This window comes from Streptomyces sp. NPDC006510, from assembly GCF_040611955.1.
Taxonomy (GTDB): domain Bacteria; phylum Actinomycetota; class Actinomycetes; order Streptomycetales; family Streptomycetaceae; genus Streptomyces.
The window spans coordinates 65,726-85,456 of record NZ_JBEXPH010000010.1 but is presented as its reverse complement, the minus strand read 5'-3'; the positions used below and the strand labels follow the sequence as shown (position 1 = coordinate 85,456).

Below are 19,731 nucleotides of genomic sequence, written 5' to 3'. Positions count from 1 at the left end.
CCGTCAACACCATCGGCACCAGCCGGACCGGTCGCACCCGTCAGACCCGTCGCACCCGTCGGACCCGTCGCACCAGTGGCGCCGTCAACACCATCGGCACCGTTGGCACCAGCCGGACCGGTGGCACCCGTCGGGCCGGTCGGACCGGTCGCGCCGTCAACGCCGTCGGCGCCAGCCGGACCGGTCAGACCCGTCGCACCCGTCGGACCCGTCGCACCAGTGGCGCCGTCAACACCATCGGCACCAGCCGGACCGGTCGCACCGGTCGCACCAGTGACACCAGTGGCACCCGTCGGACCGGTCGGACCGGTCGGACCGGTCGCGCCATCAACACCATCGGCACCAGCCGGACCGGTCGCACCCGTCAGACCCGTCGCACCCGTCGGACCCGTCGCACCAGTGGCGCCATCAACACCATCGGCACCAGCCGGACCGGTCGCACCCGTCAGACCCGTCGCACCCGTCGGACCCGTCGGACCGGTCGCGCCGTCAACACCATCGGCACCAGCCGGACCGGTCGCACCCGTCAGACCCGTCGCACCCGTCGGACCCGTCGCACCGGTCGCACCCGTCGCACCCGTGACACCAGTGGCACCCGTCGGACCCGTCGGACCGGTCGCACCATCAACACCATCGGCACCAGCCGGACCGGTCGCACCCGTCAGACCCGTCGCACCCGTCGGACCCGTCGCACCAGTGGCGCCGTCAACACCATCGGCACCAGCCGGACCGGTCGCACCCGTCAGACCCGTCGCACCCGTCGGACCCGTCGCACCGGTGGCACCCGTCGCACCAGTGACACCAGTGGCACCCGTCGGACCCGTCGGACCGGTCGCGCCATCAACACCATCGGCACCAGCCGGACCGGTGGCACCAGTCAGACCCGTCGCACCCGTCGGACCCGTGGAGCCAGTGGCGCCCGCCGGGCCGGTGGCACCCGTCAGACCCGTCGCACCCGTCGGACCCGTGGCTCCCGTAGCACCAGTGCCACCAGTGGCTCCCGTGGCGCCCGTGGAGCCAGTGGCGCCAGCCGGGCCGGTGGCACCCGTCAGACCCGTCGCACCCGTCGGACCCGTGGCTCCCGTAGCACCAGTGCCACCAGTGGCTCCCGTGGCACCAGTAGCGCCCGTCAGACCCGTCGCACCCGTCGGACCCGTCGGACCGGTCGCACCAGAGACACCAGTGGCACCCGTCGGACCCGTCGGACCGGTGGGGCCCGTCGGACCGGTGGGGCCGGTCCCCGGGAAGTCGTCACAGAACGGCACGGTGGTCGCTGTCGAGATGTAGCGGGCGCTCATCCAGCCACTGCCGTTGGACAGCAAGTACCACAGGGGGTTGCCGTCGACATTCTGGCCGAACACCTTGCAGGCGATGGACACCTGGCCGCCGGACGGCACGCTGCCCACGATCGCCGACTGGGTGGTGGGACCGCTGCGGATGTTCTGAGAGGTGTTGGAGATGACCGTCCCGGACACGCTGGCCAGCACCCGGCTGGCCATGACTCGGTTGGACGCCTCCGTACCCGAGGGGTTCGGCGTCCCATGAGCGATGTTCATGGGACACAGCGCCAGAGTCATGCCCAGCGACATGGCGCCCAGAGTCGAGCGAGACAGAATGTCCCAACTTCTCGATTTGTACATCTCGGTTCCTAACCGCTGCTGCGTGGAATTGGAGCCGTGAATGTGACAGTCCCGGCGAGTGATTGGCATATGCGCCACGCGCCGATCTGCCGTTTGAGCACAGACCACACCTCTTGCGGGTGAGGCGGACACAGCCATCTGCCCCCGTTTTCAGTCTAATTGGACCTATTGGTCATTTCGGCCGGACCGCCTGTGCGCCTCCGAGCATTCCGCGTCGCGAAGCGGTCACCTGTTCTCGGCGCCTCGGCGTCGCTCGTCTCCGGTGGCCAGAACGGCCGAACCCGTACGCCGCACCGATTCGCGTGGGGCGTTATTCCATGAACACAGGATTGGAAGATCCAAGTGACAAATCTGATCGACCGCCCAACCGAAAAGCGGCCGGCCACCCCGCACGGCAAGCCGTCGATCTGTTTGTGCATGATCGTCAAGGACGAGGCGAAGGTCATCGAGCGATGCCTGAACTCCGTACGTGACCTGGTGGATACCTGGGTCATCTCCGACACCGGCTCCCGTGACGGCACCCAGGAACTGATCCGCGCCACGCTCAAGGGGATTCCGGGGGAACTCCATGAGGATCCCTGGACCAACTTCGGCCACAACCGCACCCTGAACATCCAGCGCGCACGCGGCAAGGCCGACTATCTCCTCCTCATCGACGCCGACATGGCCGTCCGACGAGAGGGAACACTGTCCGCGCTCTCCGAACTGAGCGCCGATTCCTACATGTTGCGCCATCTGGGCGCCCTCGAATACCGCATCCCCCGGCTGGTCAAGGGGACCATCCCATGGCGGTACGAGGGCGCGACCCACGAATACCTGACCACCGACCAGCAGCACACTGTCGCCGACCTCCAGGTTCTCAGCATCGAGCACTTCGCCGACGGCGGCTCACGCGGGGACAAGTTCACCCGGGACGCCCGTCTGCTGCGCGAGGACCTCAAGCGCGATCCGGACAATCCCCGCACCGTCTTCTACCTCGCGCAGACCCTCCGCGACATGGGTGAGACCCGGGACTCGATCGCGGCGTACGAACGCCGGGCCGGCATGGGCGGATGGGACGAGGAGGTGTACTACGCCCTGCTCCAAGTGGGGGTGCTCAAGGCCGACAGCGGCGACTGGACCGGCGCCGTGGAGGCTCTCACCCATGCGTGGGAAAGCCGGCCGCAGCGATTGGAGGCCTGCTACGAGCTGGTCTCCCGGCTGCGGAAGAAGGGGCGCTTCCAGGCCGCCAATGCCTTCGCCCTCGCCGGCCTCAACCGCCCCGCGCCCCAGGACTGGCTGTTCGTGGAACCCTGGGTCTACAGCTGGGGCCTGCTCTTCGAGCACTCCATCACCGCCTACTGGACCGGTGACGCGCGCGGATCGCTGGCTGCCTGCGATCGCCTCCTCGCCCTGCCCGACCTCCCGGCCAACTTCCGTGACCAGACCATCAGCAACCGCAGGTTCGCGGCCGACCGTGTCGCCGCGGGAACCGGCCGATCGGCACACGCCACCTTCGCCCGCCCGCGGACCGCATGACGAGCGCGCGGGACAGCTGAGGGAATCCGGGCGCGACACGGAACAGACCGTCCCGGAGACACCGCGTCGCGGCCCGTGCGCTCACTTCCGGTACAGCGCCTCGATCTCGGCCTCGAAGTCCCGCGCGATCGCGTCCCGCTTCAGTTTCAGCGAGGGCGTCAGATGGCCGCTCTCCTCGGTGAAGTCCACCGGCAGGACGGTGAACTTACGGATCGACTCCGCTCGGGAGACCAGCCGGTTGGCCTCGTCGACGGCGCGTTGCAGCGCCGCACGCAGTTCCTCGTCGTCGACGAGTTCCCGTATCGGCACGTGCTGCTTCTTCTTCATCTGCCGCCAGTGGGCGAGCCCGTCCGGCTCCAGGGTGATCAGGGCGGTGACGAAGGAGCGGTTGTCGCCGACCACCATGCACTGGCCGACCAGGGGGTGGGCGCGCAGCCAGTCCTCCAGGGGGGCCGGGGTGACGTTCTTGCCGCCGGAGGTGATGATGATGTCCTTCTTGCGGCCGGTGATCGTGAGGTAGCCGTCCTCGTCGAGCGCGCCCAGGTCTCCGGTGGCGAACCAGCCGCCCTCCTGCGCGGGTACGGGCCGGCTCTGTTCGGCGTCCCAGTAGCCCTGGAACACCTGCCCGCCGCTGAGCAGCACCTCGCCGTCGTCCGCGATCCGCACGGCGGTGCCGGGCAGCGGCCAGCCGACGGTGCCCAGACGGGGTTTGAGCGGCGGGGTGACGGTGGCGGCGGCGGTGGTCTCCGTCAGCCCGTAGCCCTCGAAGATCTCGATGCCCGCACCCGCATAGAACGCCGCGAGCCGGTGGCCCAGCGGGGAGCCGCCGCAGATCGCGTACCGGACGTGTCCGCCGAGCGCGGCCCGGATCCGGCGGTAGACCAGCGGGTCGTACAGGGCGCGGGCGGCCCGCAGACCCAGCCCCGGGCCGGGGCCGGTGCCGTGTTCGGCGGCCTCGACGGCCTGCCCGTACCGCTGGGCGATCTTCGCGGCGCGGTCGAACGACGAGGCGCGGCCCATCTTCTCGGCGGTGGCACGGCCGGTGTTGTACACCTTCTCCAGCACATACGGGATGGCCAGCAGGAACGACGGCCGGAACCCGGCGAGGTCGGCGAGCAGGTCCTCGGTCCGGATGGACGGGGCGTGGCCGAGGCGGACCCGGGCGCGCAGACAGCCGATCGCGACCATCCGCCCGAAGACGTGCGAGAGCGGGAGGAAGAGCAGTGTGGACGCGGGGTACTTGCTGACCGATTTGAAGACCGGGTGGAGGAGCTCGATCGCGTTGTCGACCTCGGCGAAGAAGTTGCCGTGGCTGAGCACGCAGCCCTTGGGGCGGCCGGTGGTGCCGGAGGTGTAGATGAGGGTGGCGGGGGTCTCGGGCTCCAGCGTGGCGCGGCGGGCGGCGACGGTGTCGTCGGGGACGTCCCGGCCGAGGCTCTTCAGCCGGCCGAGCGCGCCCGTGTCGAACTGCCACAGGTGGGCGAGATCGCCGAGCTGCTTGCGCTCCTGGCTGATCATCCGGCCCTGGTCCGCGGTCTCGACGGCGCACGCCACGGCGCCGGAGTCCTGGAGGATCCAGCGGGCCTGGAAGGCGGAGGAGGTCGGGTAGATGGGGACGGTGACGAGCCCGGCGGCCCAGGCCGCGAAGTCGAGCAGGGTCCACTCGTAGGTGGTCCGCGCCATGATCGCGATCCGGTCGCCGGCGCCGAGGCCCTCCGCGACAAGGCCCTTGGCGACGGCGAGCACCTCGTCGGCGAACTCCGCCGCCGTCACGTCCTGCCAGCCGCCGTCCGGCTGCTTGCGGCTGAGCACGGCGTCGGCGGGGGCCTCGCGGGCGTTGTCGAACGGGATCTCGGCGAGCGAGCCGCGGCGGACGGGCGGTGCGGCGGGGGGTACGGAGACCTGCTGCACCGAGCCGTCCGCGGACCTGACCCTGGTCGGCTCGACGAGAGTGGGGGCAGCGGCGGCGGGGGCGGTGGGTGGCGTGGACACGTGCGGCTCCTCAACATGGGGTCGGGCGTTTCCGCCGGGTCCCTCCGGCGGCGGGTTCGTCGTCGATCGCCGGACCGGTGGGGGCTCCGGTGTGGTGCGTCGAGCCGGTTCGTCAGGGGCGTTCGAGGATGGCCGTGACGCCCTGGCCGCCCGCCGCGCAGATCGAGATCAGCCCCCGGGACGGTGCGTCGCGCTCCGCCAGGAGCTTCGCGAGGGTGGCGACGATCCTGGCGCCCGTCGCGGCGAACGGCGCTCGACCCGCGCAAGCGACGAACTCGCCGACCCGCTCCCCCTGGAGTCCGAACCGCTCGACCAGGCCGCCCAGGGCGGCCGTGAGCAGCTGCTGGTTGGAGGACTGTGCGTAAGGGCCGTCGGAGCGCGCGAACGGAATGCGGCGGCCGCCGATGACCGCGACCCTGCGGGGCTGCGGGAGTTCGAGGGGGATCATCTCGACCGGCTCCTGACTCTTGAGTAACCTTACTCCGTAGTAAATCTACGACCGAGCAGGGAGTCCGGACAATGGCCGACCGCTATCTGCACTTCACCGGCACAGCACCCGGCCGTTTTCTGACCCGGCGGCTCGGACTCCCGCAGCCCGCCCCGCTGCGCCGCTGGTCGCCCAAGACCCCGACGCCGGACGGCCCGCTGCTGCACCTCACCGCCGGGGACTCCACGGTCACGAAGGAGCTCGGCGCGCTCCTCGCGGCCACCGGCCTCGAAGTCACCGGGCGCGCCGAACGCCCGGCCGGGATCGTGCTGGACGCGACGGCCGTCGTCACCCCCGGCGGGCTGGCAGGTGTCCACGCGGCGCTGCACCCGGTGGTCCGTTCCCTGGCGCCGGGCGGGCGCGTCGTGGTGCTGGGTGTACGGCCGTCCGCCGACGACCACCATCAGGCCGCCGCCCAGCAGGCGCTGGAGGGCTTCGTACGCTCGCTGGGCAAGGAGATCGGCAGGGGCGCCACCGCACAGCTGCTCCGTATCGCGCCGGAAGCCGTCGCGGCGGCCGAATCCACCCTGCGTTTCCTGCTCTCGCCCCGCTCCGCATACCTCAGCGGCCAGGTGATCGAGCTGACCACGGCCGCCCCCGGCCCCGTCGCCGACTGGGCGGCCCCGCTCGCCGGGCGCACCGCGCTGGTCACCGGTGCGGCGCGCGGCATCGGCGCCTCGGTCGCCGAGGTACTGGCCCGGGACGGCGCCCGGGTCGTCTGCCTGGACATCCCGCAGGCGCGGGACGAGCTGGCGCGTACCGCCGACCGGCTCGGTGCCGCCGCACTGCCGCTGGACATCACTGCGGACGACGCCGCGGAACGGATCGCCGCCGCGGCCCCCGACGGCCTCGACGTGCTCGTCCACAACGCGGGCATCACCCGCGACCGCCGCCTCGCCAACATGCCCGCGGACCGCTGGGCCTCGGTCCTCGACGTCAACCTCGACAGCGTGCTGCGCACCACGGACGCCCTGCCGGCGGCGGGCACCATCAACCGCGGCGGCCGGATCGTCGCCACCGCGTCCATCGCCGGCATCGCGGGCAACAACGGCCAGACGAACTACGCGGCGAGCAAGGCGGGCATCATCGGGCTGGTCCGCGCACTGGCCCCGCGCGCCGCCGCCGACCACGGCGTCACGGTCAACGCGGTGGCCCCCGGCTTCATCGAGACGAAGATGACCGCGGCCGTCCCGCTGTTCATCCGGGAGGCTGGCCGCCGGATGAACTCCCTCTCGCAGGGCGGCCTCCCGGTCGATGTCGCCGAGACGACCGCCTGGTTCGCCCAGCCCGCGTCGACGGCCGTCAACGGCCAGGTCGTGCGGGTCTGCGGCCAGAGCCTGCTGGGTGCGTGACACCGTGCCGAGCCTGAACGCCGCACTCGTACGGGGAGCCATCACGTCCCCGTTCAAGAGGGCCGGCCGCCCCGGCGCCGCCCTGCCCGCCGAGCGGGCCGTGCTCCCGGCCGCACCGATCGCGGCCGGCCCGCTCGCCTCGTACCGCCGGATATGCGGCTTCGCCGGGTCGGACACCCTGCCGCTCACCTACCCGCATGTGCTGGGCTTTCCGCTCGCCATGCGGCTGATGACCGCGCGAAGCTTCCCGCTGCCGGTCGTCGGGCTCGTCCACACCTGGATCGAGATCACCCGGCACCGGGTGCCGCACCCCACGGACCGGCTCGAACTCACCGTGTACGCAGAGGAGTTGACACCGCACCGGCGCGGCACCGAGGTCACCGTGGTCACCGAGGCGCGGCTGGCGGGCGAGCTCGTCTGGGAGTCCCGCAGTGGCTATCTCTCCCGGCACGCGACGCGCACACCGACGGCGGAGCGCCCGTCCGGGCCGGCGGAAGGCGCCCCGGCCGCGGAGCTTCCCGCCGTCGCCGAGTGGCGGCTGCCCGGCGATCTGGGGCGGCGTTACGGCGCCGCGTCGGGCGACCGGAACCCCATCCACCTGTATCCGCTCACCGCCCGGCTCTTCGGCTTCCCCCGGGCCATCGCCCACGGCATGTGGACCGTTGCCCGCTGCCTGGCCGAGGCGCCGCGGCCCGATGAAGTCCATGGGGTACGGGCCGACTTCAGGGCCCCCGTCCTGCTGCCCGGCACCGTCACCTACGCGGCGGACGCCACCGGCTTCGAGCTGCGCGGCGCCGACCGCGTCCACCTCACCGGGCGGACCCTCGGCGCGCCCGGCCCGCGGCCGGGTGCGGCGGCTGCCAGGGACGGCCGTTCATGAGGTTCTCCAGACCCGCCCAGGAGAAGTTCATCAGGGTGGCCGCGGCCTCCTTCGCCGAGACGCCCGGGGTCTCGTTCGCCCACCCGGCAAGCGACTCCGCGGCCCCCACGAGCGCCTGCGCGAGCCCCGCCACATCGCGGTCGGGCAGCGCCGGATCGTGGTGCGCCTGGCGCGCCGCGGCCCCGATCAGATCCGTCACGAAAGCAACGATCTCGTCCCGCATCGCCGTGACCTCGTTGGCGAAGGGCTCACCGTGCGTACGCGCCTGGCGGTGCAGCACCGCCCAGCCGTCCGGATGCTCCGCCGTGTGCGTGAAGAACGCCCGCAGCCCGGACCACAGTTGCCGATCGGCCGGCAGACCCGGCTCCGCCCCCGCCCGCACCGCTTCGACCAGTGCTTTCGCCTCGCGCCGGATACACGCGGTGAAGAGTTCTTCCTTGGAGTTGAGATACAGGTAGACGAGCGGCTTGGAGACCCCCGCCAGCTCGGCGATCTCGTCCATCGAGGCGGCCCGGTATCCGCGCTGCCCGAAGGTCTGCACGGCGGCGTCCATCATCTGCTGCTCGCGCACGGCCCGCGGCATCCGTTTGCTCTTCACAGCACCCACGTCGACTTCCTCCCGCCCCCGGTGTGCCACTCCCCCGGCAAGGGTACGGCGCGGGTCTCCTCGGCGTCGTACGGAGCAGTGGCCGCCCGGTTCCGGACGGCCGGTTCGCGGACGGGGCCGAATGCGCACTGTGCCCGCCGGAACCCGGCGGGCACAGCACACGCGGTTACTTTCCTGGTTCGGTCAGCTCGGCTGCAACACCACCAATGTCCAGGGCTCGATCCAGATGAAGTTGTTGTCGTTGGTGACCCCGTGCGTCTCCCAGACCTGACCGGTGGTGGTCAGCACCTTCACATAGGAGTCGTTCCCGTGGTCCACGATGGAGATGGAACAGGCATTGGTGGGGTAGTTGTCGTTGTTCGAGAGATTCACCCACGAGTAGTTCCCCTGCGGGGGCACGGGGTTGGTGACCCGACGTCCGACGAACGCGTTGCCGCCGCTGAGTACGGCGCTGAACTCCTCCGCGTTGTTCGGGTCGAGGGAATCGATGTCGGCACACGGACCGGTGGGACCAGTAGGCCCGGTGGGACCAGTGGGTCCAGTGGGACCAGTGGGACCAGTGGGGCCGGTAGAACCAGTGGATCCACCGGGACCGGTGGGACCAGTGGGACCGGTGTCACCCGTGTCACCCTTCGGACCGGTGGGACCCGTGTCACCCGTGTCACCCTTCGGGCCCCTGGGCCCAGTGGGGCCCGTCGGCCCGGTGGGGCCCACCTTGCACTTGTCGCCGCCACCGAGCGCAACCGACGCCTGCTCCGCGCTCGTGACCGACCGGTGCTTCTTCGGCTTCTTGGTCTTCTTGGGCTTCTCGACCCGGCAATTGTCACCGCCCGACGGAATGGCGACGCTGCTGCCGGCAACCGGACTCGACTGCTGCGTCGCGGCGACCGCGGGGCTCGCGAACCCCGTGACGATGAGGGCGATCGAGGCCATCGTGGTGCCGGTCAGCCAAGCACGCCGCCGGGGAATCGGGCCGAGAGAGGACCGGGTCCTGTTCTCAGGACTCATTCACTGCTCCTTCCAGAGCTGAATCAAGTGAAGCCACAACGAAGCGTGTTCACGCTTCGGTCGGTTCATCGGATCGCAGCAGGAGCCCCTTTACAGCCGAGCGGCTCTGTTTAACTCATTGGCCTATCGGCCACGTCCGGTCGGGTGCCCGCGCCGCGGTGCATCCGGGCTGTTCCGGCGTGCCGCGGTCGCACCGCCCGGCCCCGTACGTAAGGTCACGCGCACCTGTCCGCCGGGAATTGGTGTTGCCATGAAACCGTCTATTTGCCTGTGCATGATCGTCAAGAACGAGGCCGCGGTCATCGAACGCTGCCTCGCCTCCGTCCGCGGCCTGATCGACACCTGGGTGATCTCCGACACCGGCTCGACCGACGGAACCCAGCAACTGATCCGGGGCGCACTCGACGGCCTCCCCGGCGAGCTCCACGAGGAACCCTGGGTGAACTTCGGCCACAACCGGACGCTGAACATCAAGCACGCCCGCGGCAGGGCCGACTATCTGCTGCTCCTCGACGCCGACCTGGTGATCGACAGGAACGGCCCGCTGCCCCGGCTGACCGCCGACTCCTACATGCTGCGGCACCTGGGCGACCCCGAGTACCGGATCAAGCGCCTCGTCCGCGGTGACATGGCCTGGCGGTACGAGGGCGTCACCCACGAGTACCTCACCGCCGACCGGCACCACGGCCAGGAGAACCTCGACGCGCTCGTCATCCACGACTTCCACGACGGCGGTTCACGGCACGACAAGTTCGAGCGCGACGCCCGGCTGCTCGGCGCCGAGCTGAAACGCGACCCCTCCAACGCCCGTACGGTCTTCTACCTCGCCCAGACCATGCGCGACCTGGGCCGCACGAAGCGGGCGACCGACCTCTACGAGCGACGCGCGCGGATGGGCGGCTGGAACGAGGAGGTCTACTACTCGCTCCTCCAGGCCGGCATCCTCAGGGCCGAGGCCGACGACTGGCCGGCCGCGATGGACACCCTCTCCCGCGCCTGGGAGTTCCGCCCGCAGCGGCTCGAAGCCTGCTACGAACTCGCCTCGCGGCTGCGCGTCCTGGGCCGCCACCACACCGCACACGCCTTCCTCCGCCCGGTTCTCGACCGGGAACAGCCGGACGACCTGCTGTTCATGCAGCCGTGGGTGTACCGCTGGGGACTGCTCTTCGAGTTCTCGATCGCCGCCTACTGGGTCGGGGACGACGAGGGATCGCTCCGCGCCTGCGACCGTCTGCTGGCGATGCCGGACCTGCCCGACGCACACCGCCGGCAGACCCTCGCCAACCGGGAGTTCGCCGTGCAGCGACTGACCGCACGCGATACGTCATCGGCCTCCGCCTCGGCCGCCCCGGCGCTCGCGTCCACTGCGGCGGGCCGTTGACCGGTACGGCACAGGAGCGCCCCCGGCCCTGCCGAAAGAAGGCGGACCGGGGGCGCTCCCGTATGTCGTGCGTGCGCGGTTACGCGGCGACCGGCACCCGCTCCGGCTCGGTGTCGCGCACCTCGTCGCCGTCGACCGGGGAGGACGAGGCCGAGTTGTACGCGTCGTGGTCGAGGATCTTCTCGCGGGCCGAGACGATCACCGGGACCAGCGCCTGGCCCGCCACGTTGGTGGCCGTGCGCATCATGTCCAGGATCGGGTCGATGGCCATGAGCAGACCGACGCCCTCCAGCGGGAGGCCCAGCGTCGACAGCGTGAGGGTCAGCATGACCGTCGCACCGGTGAGACCGGCGGTGGCCGCCGAACCGATCACCGAGACGAACGCGATCAGGATGTAGTCACCGACACCGAGCTGTACGTCGAAGATCTGCGCGATGAAGATCGCCGCCAGCGCCGGGTAGATCGCGGCGCAGCCGTCCATCTTGGTGGTGGCACCGAACGGGACGGAGAAGGAGGCGTACTCCTTCGGGACGCCGAGGCGCTCGGTGACCTTCTGGGTGACCGGCATGGTGCCGACCGAGGAGCGGGAGACGAAGGCCAGCTGGATCGCCGGCCAGGCGCCCTTGAAGAACTGCACCGGGCTGAGCTTGGCGACGGTGGCGAGCAGCAGCGGGTACACCCCGAACAGCACCAGGGCGCAGCCGATGTAGACGTCGGCGGTGAACGTCGCGTACTTGCCGATCAGGTCCCAGCCGTAGTCGGCGATCGCGTAGCCGATGAGGCCGACGGTGCCGATGGGGGCGAGCCGGATGACCCACCACAGGGCCTTCTGGAGGAGCTCCAGGACGGACTCGCTGAGGGTGAGGATCGGCTGGGCCTTCTCACCGAGCTGGAGCGCGGCGATACCGGCGACGGCGGCCATGAAGACGATCTGGAGCACGTTCAGCTCGGTGAACGGCGTGATCACGTTGTCCGGGATGATGCCGGTGAGGAAGTCGAGCCAGGAGCCCGCGTGCTCCGGCAGCTTGCCGTCCTTCGGCGTGAGGCCCGTTCCGGAGCCCGGGTTGGTGACCAGGCCGATCGCGAGGCCGATGGCGACCGCGATCAGTGAGGTGATCATGAACCAGAGCAGGGTGCGGGTGGCCAGCCGGGCGGCGTTGTTGACCTTGCGCAGGTTGGTGATCGACACCAGGATCGCGAAGAAGACGAGGGGCGCGACGGCCAGCTTCAGCAACTGGACGAAGATGTGGCCGACCTTGTCGAGCGTGGTGTAGAGCCAGCCGATGTCGTACGTACGCGTGAGCCAGCCGAGTACGACACCAAGGACGAGACCGGCGACTATCTGGGCCCAGAACGGGACCTTGGGTATACGGAAACCGGAGCCGGACGGGCTGCCGGCAGCGGTGGACGCGGGGTTCGCGGACACGGACACACTCCAGATGTGACGCATCGGGGCGCACGGGGACGCTGTGCGGGGGACGGGGGTGCGGCGCCCGCGTCAGGGGCGGCGCCGCTGCATGGTGCCGGTTCAGACGTTGCGGCAACAGACCGCGGACATACAGCGGCAGAGATCGACATGCAGGCGCTCCACGAGCGGGACGCTCGCGGCGAATCGATGGCGCACTGCTGTCTTCATGTCGAACACGTTAACACTTGAACTTTGAGAAGCTCAAAGCTCTTCTTTGACCCCACCGGGCCGACGCCACGGCCGTCATCGCGCCCCGGCACCCCGCGGGAACGACAAAACCCCAGTGCAGGAGCGGACGCTCCGGCGCTGGGGTTTCGAACGGAAACGTACGGATGTGAGGAAGCTTACGTAGTCCTTACGCGGCCCTCACGCCGTCGCCACGGTCGTCACGGGGTGACGTGGTCCTCGCGGGTCCGGTTCGCCTCAAGGCGCTCCTTGGCGCGGTCGACCGTGGACACGATCTGCTCGGACATCTCGTCGCGCTGCTTGCGCAGCAGCACATAGCTGAGCGGCGCGGACAGGACCAGGGCGAGCAGAATCACCCAGACGATATTGGAGCCGCCGGCCCCGGAGGGCAGCAGACCGAAGTGGACGGCCACGGCCGCGACGGCGAAGCAGCCGACGAAGAGACTGAGGCGCATCGCGGTGTACCGAATCGTCGCGCTCGGCTTGGCAGCGGACACAGTTGGCCTCTCTCTCAACGTATGACAGTCCTTCGATCCTGCCCGACCAGTGAAGCATGCCCCGGAATCGATCAGTTCGGAGGGCTCCGCCAAAGGGGGCGCGGGCCGTCAGCGGCCGAGCGGCAGCAGCATGATGATGTCGTCGCGGTCGTCCCCGTCGGCCACCCGGATCGCGTCGGGCACCCGCCCGACCTCCTTGTATCCGCACGAGGCGTAGAACCGGTCGACTCCGGTGCCGCCGCGGCAGGTGAGCCTGACGGCTTCGATCCCGTCGATCCCGCGGGCCGCCCGCGCCGCGGCGTCCATCAGATCGCGCCCGTAGCCCTTGCCCTGGTGGCGCGGGTGGACCATCACCGTGTAGAGCCAGAGCCAGTGGGTCATCAGCCGGTGGGTGTTGAGGGAGAGGAAGACCGTGGCGGCGACTGCGCCGTCCTCGTCGCGGCCGATCAGCAGGCGGGTGTGCCCCTCGGCCATGGCGACCAGATGCTTGACCAGCTCCGGCCGGACGTCGTCGGCCGTGACCGGCGGCACGAAGCCGACCGCGCCGCCCGCGTTGGAGACATCGGTCCACAGCTCGGCGATGCCGTCCCGCAGCGTGCGGTCGAACTTGGGGTCCAACTCAAACGTAAGTGCCATAAGCGGAGATTAACCATTACCGATCCGCTGCCTCAAACCCTGTCCAGCACGCGAGAAAGCCCCGGCCGGCGGCCGGGGCTCCCGTACTCCTGAACTGCTGGACTCCTGGACTCCTGAGGGCTCGCGGGTCAGACGCGCATCGGCTGCGGCGACTCGCGCCGCCCGGCGTCCGGGCCCGGGTACTCGCGGATGATCTCGTACCGGGTGTTGCGCTCCACGGGCCGGAAGCCCGCGTCCCGGATCAGGTCCAGCAGATCCTCGCGGCCGAGCTTGTTCGGCGTGCCGTAGTTGTCCGCGTCGTGCGTGATCTTGTACTCGACGACCGAGCCGTCCATGTCGTCCGCACCGTGCTGGAGCGCGAGTTGGGCGGTCTGCACACCGTGCATCACCCAGAAGACCTTGACGTGCGGGACGTTGTCGAAGAGCAGCCGCGAGACCGCGAAGGTCTTCAGCGCCTCGGCGCCGGTCGCCATCGTCGTGCGCGCCTGGAGCTTGTTGCGGACCTTGCCGTCCTTCATGTCCACGAAGTCGTGCTGGTAGCGCAGCGGGATGAAGACCTGGAAGCCGCCGGTCTCGTCCTGGAGCTCACGCAGCCGCAGCACGTGGTCGACGCGGTGCCGGGGCTCCTCGATGTGCCCGTACAGCATGGTCGCCGGGGTCTTGAGCCCCTTCTCGTGCGCCAGGCGGTGGATCCGCGACCAGTCCTCCCAGTGGGTGTCGTGGTCCACGATGTGCTGCCGGACCTCCCAGTCGAAGATCTCCGCGCCGCCGCCGGTCAGCGACTCCAGACCGGCCTCGATCAGCTCGTCCAGGATCTCGGAGGCCGAGAGCCCGGAGATGGTCTCGAAGTGGTGGATCTCGGTGGCGGTGAACGCCTTGAGGGAGACCTGCGGCAGGGCTTCCTTCAGCGCGCTCAGCGAGCGCGGGTAGTAACGCCACGGCAGGGTGGGGTGCAGCCCGTTGACGATGTGCAGCTCGGTGAGGTTCTCGCCCTCCATCGCCTTCGCGAGGCGGACGGCCTCCTCGATGCGCATGGTGTACGCGTCCTTCTCGCCCGGCTTGCGCTGGAACGAGCAGTAGGCGCACGACGCGGTGCACACATTGGTCATGTTGAGGTGACGGTTGACGTTGAAGTGCACGACGTCGCCGTTCAGCCGCGTCCGCACCTCGTGGGCGAGGCCGCCGAGCCAGGCCAGGTCGTCCGACTCGTAGAGGGCGATGCCGTCCTCACGGGTCAGCCGCTCCCCTGCGCGGACCTTCTCCTCCAGCTCGCGCTTGAGCCCGACATCCATGCGGCTGCCTCCCAGTTGTCGAATACTGTGCGTTTCCCGGTGACAGGTGATACCGGGCGAAACCCCCGGTCCCCCGGGGGCTCCACCACGTTACGCCTACGCCTCCTCGGGGAGTTCCCCGACCCGGTTCTCCCACTTGGTGGAGAGCACGATCGTGGTACGGGTGCGCGAGACGCCCCTCGTACCGCTGAGTCGGCGGATGGTCTTCTCCAGGCCGTCCACGTCACCGACGCGCACCTTGAGCATGTACGAGTCGTCGCCCGCGATGAACCAGGCGTCCTCGATCTCCGCGAGGTCCTTCAGCCGGCGCGCCACGTCCTCGTGATCGGCCGCGTCGGAGAGCGAGATGCCGATCAGGGCCGTGACCCCGAGCCCCAGGGACGCGGCGTCGACGGTGGCGCGGTAGCCGGTGATGACACCGGCGGTTTCCAGCCGGTTGATGCGGTCGGTGACGCTTGGCCCGGAGAGCCCGACGAGCCGTCCCAGCTCGGCGTACGAGGCCCTGCCGTTCTCCCTGAGGGCCTGGATGAGCTGCCTGTCCACCGCGTCCATATGACTGAAACCTTCCATTGTTCAGCAGTATCGCGAGTCTACGTGTAGAATCTAAGGCATGCAGGCTTCATCGCCTGCAAATCTTCTCGAACATCCAAAAAACGCTTTCGAATCTTCAGGAGTGAGAACACCGTGTACACGATCGAGATGGCCTACGCCCGAATGCGCGAGCTGCAGGACCTGGCCAACCGCTCGCGTGCCCACCAGCCCGCCGCCGCGCACCGGGTCGACCGGACCCGTAAGCCGCGCACCATGAAGAAGCGCTGACCACAGGCTCAGCCACGGGAGTCGCGGGAGCCGCCACCGAGCTCTCCCTCCCACCGGCGGTACAGGTCGTGCGGCACCCCCGCCGCGTCCAGTACCCGCCCGGCGACGAAGTCCACCAGATCCTGGATGTGCGTCGCCCCCGCGTAGAAGGCCGGAGAGGCGGGCAGCACCACGGCGCCCGCCTCGTCCAGGCTCACCAGATGCTTCAGCGTCTGCCCGTTCAGCGGAGTCTCCCGCACGGCGACGACCAGCTTCCGCCGCTCCTTGAGCGTCACGCTCGCGGCCCGCTGGAGCAGGTCCTTCGAGAGCCCGAGCGCCACCCCCGCCACGCAGGCCGTCGAGGCCGGGACGATCAGCATCCCCTTCGCCGGGTACGACCCCGAGGACGGTCCCGCTCCGAGATCACCGGCCGCCCAGTGCCGTACGCCCTCGATGTCCACGTCGAAGGTGTGCGGCTTCCTGTCCGCCCCGCGCGCCAGCCAGCTGCGCAGATCCTCCTGCCAGTGCCCGTCGCGGAACGCGATCCCGGTCTCGTCCAGCAGCGTCAGCCGTGAGGCCCGGCTCACCACCAGGTCGACGCTCTCACCCGCGGCCAGCAGACCGCGCAGCACGGCGGCGGCGAATGGGGTGCCCGAAGCACCGGAAACCCCGACAATCCAAGGCTGCCGCTGGTGCTGACTCACTGAAGTCCCGGAATCCACACACCTGAGCCTATCCGGCGGTACGAAACCGGAACTGAGTAAGGTGCCTCAGGCGTTTCCAGGGGTGGGAACAGGGGCGACAGGGGACGGCAAGGGGGCACGATGGCCGCGACGTCGGATCGATCCGCACCGGCGTGGAGTGCGGGCGGGCGCGCGAAGACCGCGGCCAAGCTGATGCTGGGCTGGGTGGCCTTCCTCTGGCTGCTCGAAGTCGTCGACGCCTCGACCGGCCACTCGCTGGACACCTTCGGGATCGAGCCCCGCCGGGCCGGCGAGCTGCTGGACGTCGTGCCCGCGTCCTTCATCCACTTCGGCTTCGGCCATGTCGCCTCCAACAGCGTGCCGCTGCTGGTCTTCGGCTTCCTCGCCGCGCTGAGCGGCGTCCGCAGATTCGCCGCCGTGGCCGCGATGATCATCGTGGTCGACGGGCTCGGCGTCTGGCTGGTCTCCCCGGGCGGTTCCAACACGGCGGGCGCGTCCGGACTGGTCTTCGGCCTCTTCGGCTATCTGCTCGTCCGGGGTTTCGTCGACCGCAGAGTGCTCGACATCGGCGCCGGCCTGCTGATCGGCGCGATATGGGGCTCGTCGATCCTGGTGGGGATCTCCCCCGCCAACACCTCGGTCAGCTGGCAGGGCCATCTGTTCGGACTGGCGGCGGGCGTGGCGGCGGCGTTCGTCTTCCGCCGCCGGAGCGCGGCCGGGCCCGTCCCGCTGCTGCCGTAGCCGGCGGCCTCCGGCCCGGCTCAGGCCGTCAGGCCCCGCACCAGCAGATCCAGCAGCGCACAGACGAAGAGCGCTATCCCGATGAACCCGTTGACCGAGAAGAACGCCCGGTTCAGCCGGGACAGATCGTGCGGCCGCACCACCCGGTGCTCGTACACGAACGCGACGGCGACGATCGCCATGCCGATCCAGTAGAACGCCCCGGCCTCCGTGGCCAGCCCGAACCAGACCAGCAGCCCGGTCGTCACCACATGGCAGACCCGCGCGCCCCACAGCGCGGCCGGGATGCCGAACCGGGCCGGCACCGAGCGCACCCCGTGCGCCCGGTCCGCCTGGACGTCCTGGCAGCCGAAGATCAGGTCGAAGCCGCCGATCCAGATCCCGACCGCGAAGCCGAGGATCACCGCGTCCCACGACCAGCTGCCGGTCACCGCCAGCCAGGCCCCGATCGGCCCTATGGCCTGCGCGATACCGAGGATGGCGTGCGGGTAGTGGGTGAACCGCTTCCCGTACGGATAGACCACCATCGGCACGACGGCGATCGGCGCGAGCGCCAGACAGAGCGGGTTCAGCAGCGCGGCCGCGCCGAGGAAGAGGACGACGGCGACGAGCGCCCCCGTCCACGCCGACTTCACCGAGACCGCCCCGGTGACCAGCTCCCGGCCTGCGGTGCGCGGGTTGCGGGCGTCGATCTCCCGGTCGATGATCCGGTTGCAGGCCATCGCGAACGTGCGCAGCCCCACCATGGCGACGGTGACCAGCAGCAGCGTGACCCAGTGGACGGACCCGTCGGCCCGGAACATCGCGGTCAGGGCGGCGATGTACGCGAAGGGCAGCGCGAAGACCGAGTGCTCGATCATCACGAGCCGCAGGAACGCCCTGACCCTGCTGTTCGGTTGTACGGGCCCTGAGCCCAGTGCTGCTTCGGCGGCGCTCACAGTCCGTATTCCTTCCACCGGCGGTCGACCTTCGCCGCCGTTTCCGGGTCGGACTCGACCATGTCCGGCCAGCCCCCGTCCCGGGTATAGCCCTCCTCGGGCCACTTCCTCGTCGCGTCGATGCCCGCCTTGCCGCCCCAGAACTGCTGGTAGGAGGCATGGTCGAGATGGTCGACGGGCCCCTCGGTGACGGTCAGGTCCCGCGCGTAGTCCGTGTTGCCGAGCGCCCGCCAGGCCACCTCGTGCAGATCGTGGACGTCGCAGTCGGAGTCCACGACCACGATCAGCTTGGTCAGCGACATCATGTGCGCACCCCAGATGGCGCTCATCACCTTCTGGGCGTGCTTCGGGTACTTCTTGTCGATCGAGACGATCGCGCAGTTGTGGAAGCCGCCCGCCTCCGGCAGGTGGTAGTCCACGATGTCCGGCACGATGATCTTGAGGAGCGGCAGGAAGAACCGCTCGGTGGCCCGACCCAGCGGCCCGTCCTCGGTCGGCGGCCGGCCCACCACGATCGACTGGAGCAGCGGACGCTTCCGCATGGTCACGCAGTCGATGGTCAGCGCGGGGAACGGTTCCTGCGGCGTGTAGAAGCCGGTGTGGTCGCCGAACGGCCCCTCGGGAAGCATCTCCCCGGGCTCCAGCCACCCCTCGATGACGACCTCGGCCTGCGCCGGGACCTGGAGCGGCACGGTCTTGCAGTCGACCATCTCGATCCGCTTGCCCTGGATGAACCCGGCGAAGAGGTACTCGTCGATGTCCCCCGGCAGCGGCGCGGTGGAGGCGTACGTCACCGCGGGCGGCGCTCCGAACGCGATGGCGACCGGCAGCCGCTCGCCGCGCTTGGCGGCGACCTGGTAGTGGTTGCGGCTGTCCTTGTGGATCTGCCAGTGCATCCCGATGGTGCGGCGGTCGTGCCGCTGGAGCCGGTACAGCCCCAGGTTCCGTACGCCGGTCTCCGGGTGCTTGGTGTGCGTGAGCCCCAGGTTGAAGAACGATCCGCCGTCCTCGGGCCAGGTGAAGAGCGCGGGCAGCCGGTCCAGGTCCACGTCGTCGCCGGTGAGCACGACCTCCTGCACCGGGGCGCTCTCCTGCTTCACCTTCTTCGGCGGCACGTGCACCATCGAGCCGAGCTTGCCGAAGGCCTCCCGCACCCCGACGAAGCCGTGCGGCAGCTCCGGCTTGAGGAGCCCGCCGATCTTGTCGCTGATGTCGGCGTACGACTTCAGTCCGAGCGCCTTGAGCAGCCGCTTGTCGGTCCCGAAGACATTCATGGCCAGGGGCATCGAGGACCCCTTGACGTTCTCGAAGAGCAGCGCGGGGCCGCCCGCCTTGTTCACCCGGTCGACGATCTCGCCGACCTCCAGGTAGGGGTCGACCTCGGCCTTGATGCGCTTGAGCTCGCCCTCGCGCTCCAGGGCCCGGAGGAGGGAACGAAGATCGTCGTAAGCCATGCCGTCCAGTTTGTCATCCCCGCCCGCCACGGCCGCCGGGGCTCCCCCACCCCGCTCACCGCCAGTTCCCCCCGCTCGCCGTGATATGTCACGGACACCGGTTACTCTGGGCCCGTCACCGGGGCGGGACAAGCCCCGCCAACTCTCCGCAG

Annotated in this window: 17 protein-coding genes and 4 pseudogenes; 6 read left to right on the top strand and 15 right to left on the bottom strand. The window is 69.9% G+C overall.

Annotation, left to right across the window (positions count from 1 at the left end):
- Positions 1-512 precede the first annotated feature (512 nt).
- Together ABZY11_RS05740 and ABZY11_RS05735 are read right to left on the bottom strand one after the other, a co-directional pair.
- A pseudogene (locus ABZY11_RS05740) lies at positions 513-911 on the bottom strand (hypothetical protein); the annotation flags it as partial.
- 426 nt (positions 912-1,337) lie between these two features.
- Positions 1,338-1,499, bottom strand: a pseudogene (locus tag ABZY11_RS05735) (SH3 domain-containing protein); the annotation flags it as partial.
- Positions 1,500-2,057: 558 nt separating this feature from the next.
- Between ABZY11_RS05735 and ABZY11_RS05730 the strand changes: the two are divergent.
- The gene (locus ABZY11_RS05730) at positions 2,058-3,158 is read left to right on the top strand and encodes a glycosyltransferase (protein WP_356477892.1); all 1,101 of its coding nucleotides are present in this window, start codon (positions 2,058-2,060) and stop codon (positions 3,156-3,158) included.
- An 81-nt stretch (positions 3,159-3,239) separates the two neighbouring features.
- On the opposite strand, the gene ABZY11_RS05725 is transcribed toward ABZY11_RS05730, so the two are convergent.
- The 3 genes and pseudogenes from ABZY11_RS05725 to ABZY11_RS05715 all read right to left on the bottom strand — a co-directional run.
- Positions 3,240-5,150 (bottom strand): AMP-dependent synthetase/ligase, encoded by a 1,911-nt coding sequence (locus tag ABZY11_RS05725; protein WP_356477891.1) that lies wholly within the window; start codon positions 5,148-5,150, stop codon positions 3,240-3,242.
- Between the two features lie 112 nt (positions 5,151-5,262).
- Positions 5,263-5,391, bottom strand: a pseudogene (locus ABZY11_RS05720) (acetyl-CoA C-acyltransferase); the annotation flags it as partial.
- A gap of 24 nt (positions 5,392-5,415) precedes the next feature.
- Positions 5,416-5,598 (bottom strand): annotated as a pseudogene (locus ABZY11_RS05715) (acetyl-CoA C-acyltransferase); the annotation flags it as partial.
- A gap of 71 nt (positions 5,599-5,669) precedes the next feature.
- Here ABZY11_RS05715 and ABZY11_RS05710 point away from each other — a divergent pair.
- Together ABZY11_RS05710 and ABZY11_RS05705 are read left to right on the top strand one after the other, a co-directional pair.
- Positions 5,670-6,989 (top strand): 3-oxoacyl-ACP reductase, encoded by a 1,320-nt coding sequence (locus ABZY11_RS05710; protein ID WP_356477890.1) that lies wholly within the window; start codon positions 5,670-5,672, stop codon positions 6,987-6,989.
- A 4-nt stretch (positions 6,990-6,993) separates the two neighbouring features.
- Positions 6,994-7,869 carry a MaoC/PaaZ C-terminal domain-containing protein gene (locus tag ABZY11_RS05705; RefSeq protein WP_356477906.1) on the top strand — a complete coding sequence of 292 codons (876 nt, stop codon included), beginning with the start codon at positions 6,994-6,996 and terminating at the stop codon, positions 7,867-7,869.
- On the opposite strand, the gene ABZY11_RS05700 is transcribed toward ABZY11_RS05705, so the two are convergent.
- Positions 7,799-8,452 carry a TetR/AcrR family transcriptional regulator gene (locus tag ABZY11_RS05700; RefSeq protein WP_356477905.1) on the bottom strand — a complete coding sequence of 218 codons (654 nt, stop codon included), beginning with the start codon at positions 8,450-8,452 and terminating at the stop codon, positions 7,799-7,801. The genes ABZY11_RS05705 and ABZY11_RS05700 overlap by 71 nt on opposite strands.
- Before the next feature lie 207 nt (positions 8,453-8,659).
- Positions 8,660-9,484, bottom strand: a complete 825-nt coding sequence (locus ABZY11_RS05695) for a hypothetical protein (RefSeq protein WP_356477889.1) — start codon at positions 9,482-9,484, stop codon at positions 8,660-8,662.
- A 250-nt stretch (positions 9,485-9,734) separates the two neighbouring features.
- On the opposite strand from ABZY11_RS05695, the gene ABZY11_RS05690 reads away from it, so the two are divergent.
- Complete coding sequence (locus ABZY11_RS05690) at positions 9,735-10,865, top strand: glycosyltransferase (protein ID WP_356477888.1); 1,131 nt, start codon at positions 9,735-9,737, stop codon at positions 10,863-10,865.
- Between the two features lie 79 nt (positions 10,866-10,944).
- Here ABZY11_RS05690 and ABZY11_RS05685 read toward each other — a convergent pair whose 3' ends face one another.
- From ABZY11_RS05685 to ABZY11_RS05665, 5 genes are all read right to left on the bottom strand, one after another.
- Positions 10,945-12,291, bottom strand: coding sequence for a dicarboxylate/amino acid:cation symporter (locus ABZY11_RS05685; RefSeq protein ID WP_356477887.1), 1,347 nt, complete (start codon positions 12,289-12,291; stop codon positions 10,945-10,947).
- Between the two features lie 428 nt (positions 12,292-12,719).
- Entirely contained in the window at positions 12,720-12,974 is a 255-nt protein-coding gene (locus ABZY11_RS05680; RefSeq protein WP_356477886.1) for a DUF4229 domain-containing protein, read from the bottom strand.
- Positions 12,975-13,124: 150 nt separating this feature from the next.
- Positions 13,125-13,652, bottom strand: a complete 528-nt coding sequence (locus ABZY11_RS05675; RefSeq protein ID WP_356477885.1) for a GNAT family N-acetyltransferase — start codon at positions 13,650-13,652, stop codon at positions 13,125-13,127.
- 128 nt (positions 13,653-13,780) lie between these two features.
- Positions 13,781-14,944 carry an aminofutalosine synthase MqnE gene (mqnE, locus tag ABZY11_RS05670; protein ID WP_356477884.1) on the bottom strand — a complete coding sequence of 388 codons (1,164 nt, stop codon included), beginning with the start codon at positions 14,942-14,944 and terminating at the stop codon, positions 13,781-13,783.
- Positions 14,945-15,040: 96 nt separating this feature from the next.
- Entirely contained in the window at positions 15,041-15,496 is a 456-nt protein-coding gene (locus tag ABZY11_RS05665) for an Lrp/AsnC family transcriptional regulator (RefSeq protein ID WP_351080104.1), read from the bottom strand.
- Between the two features lie 132 nt (positions 15,497-15,628).
- On the opposite strand from ABZY11_RS05665, the gene ABZY11_RS05660 reads away from it, so the two are divergent.
- On the top strand, positions 15,629-15,763 hold the full coding sequence (locus tag ABZY11_RS05660; RefSeq protein ID WP_356477883.1) for a hypothetical protein: 135 nt from the start codon (positions 15,629-15,631) through the stop codon (positions 15,761-15,763).
- Between the two features lie 8 nt (positions 15,764-15,771).
- On the opposite strand, the gene ABZY11_RS05655 is transcribed toward ABZY11_RS05660, so the two are convergent.
- The gene (locus ABZY11_RS05655) at positions 15,772-16,446 is read right to left on the bottom strand and encodes a UbiX family flavin prenyltransferase (protein WP_356477882.1); all 675 of its coding nucleotides are present in this window, start codon (positions 16,444-16,446) and stop codon (positions 15,772-15,774) included.
- Positions 16,447-16,566: 120 nt separating this feature from the next.
- Here ABZY11_RS05655 and ABZY11_RS05650 point away from each other — a divergent pair, with 120 nt between their 5' ends.
- Positions 16,567-17,187, top strand: coding sequence for a rhomboid family intramembrane serine protease (locus ABZY11_RS05650; RefSeq protein WP_356477881.1), 621 nt, complete (start codon positions 16,567-16,569; stop codon positions 17,185-17,187).
- Positions 17,188-17,207: 20 nt separating this feature from the next.
- Here the strand turns inward: ABZY11_RS05650 and mqnP are convergent, their stop codons facing one another.
- Positions 17,208-18,125 (bottom strand): menaquinone biosynthesis prenyltransferase MqnP, encoded by a 918-nt coding sequence (gene mqnP / locus ABZY11_RS05645; protein WP_356477880.1) that lies wholly within the window; start codon positions 18,123-18,125, stop codon positions 17,208-17,210.
- Positions 18,122-19,579: a menaquinone biosynthesis decarboxylase gene (locus tag ABZY11_RS05640; protein ID WP_356477879.1), complete on the bottom strand. Its 1,458-nt coding sequence runs from the start codon at positions 19,577-19,579 to the stop codon at positions 18,122-18,124. The genes mqnP and ABZY11_RS05640 overlap by 4 nt, the downstream gene beginning before the upstream one ends.
- Between the last annotated feature and the right edge of the window lie 152 nt (positions 19,580-19,731).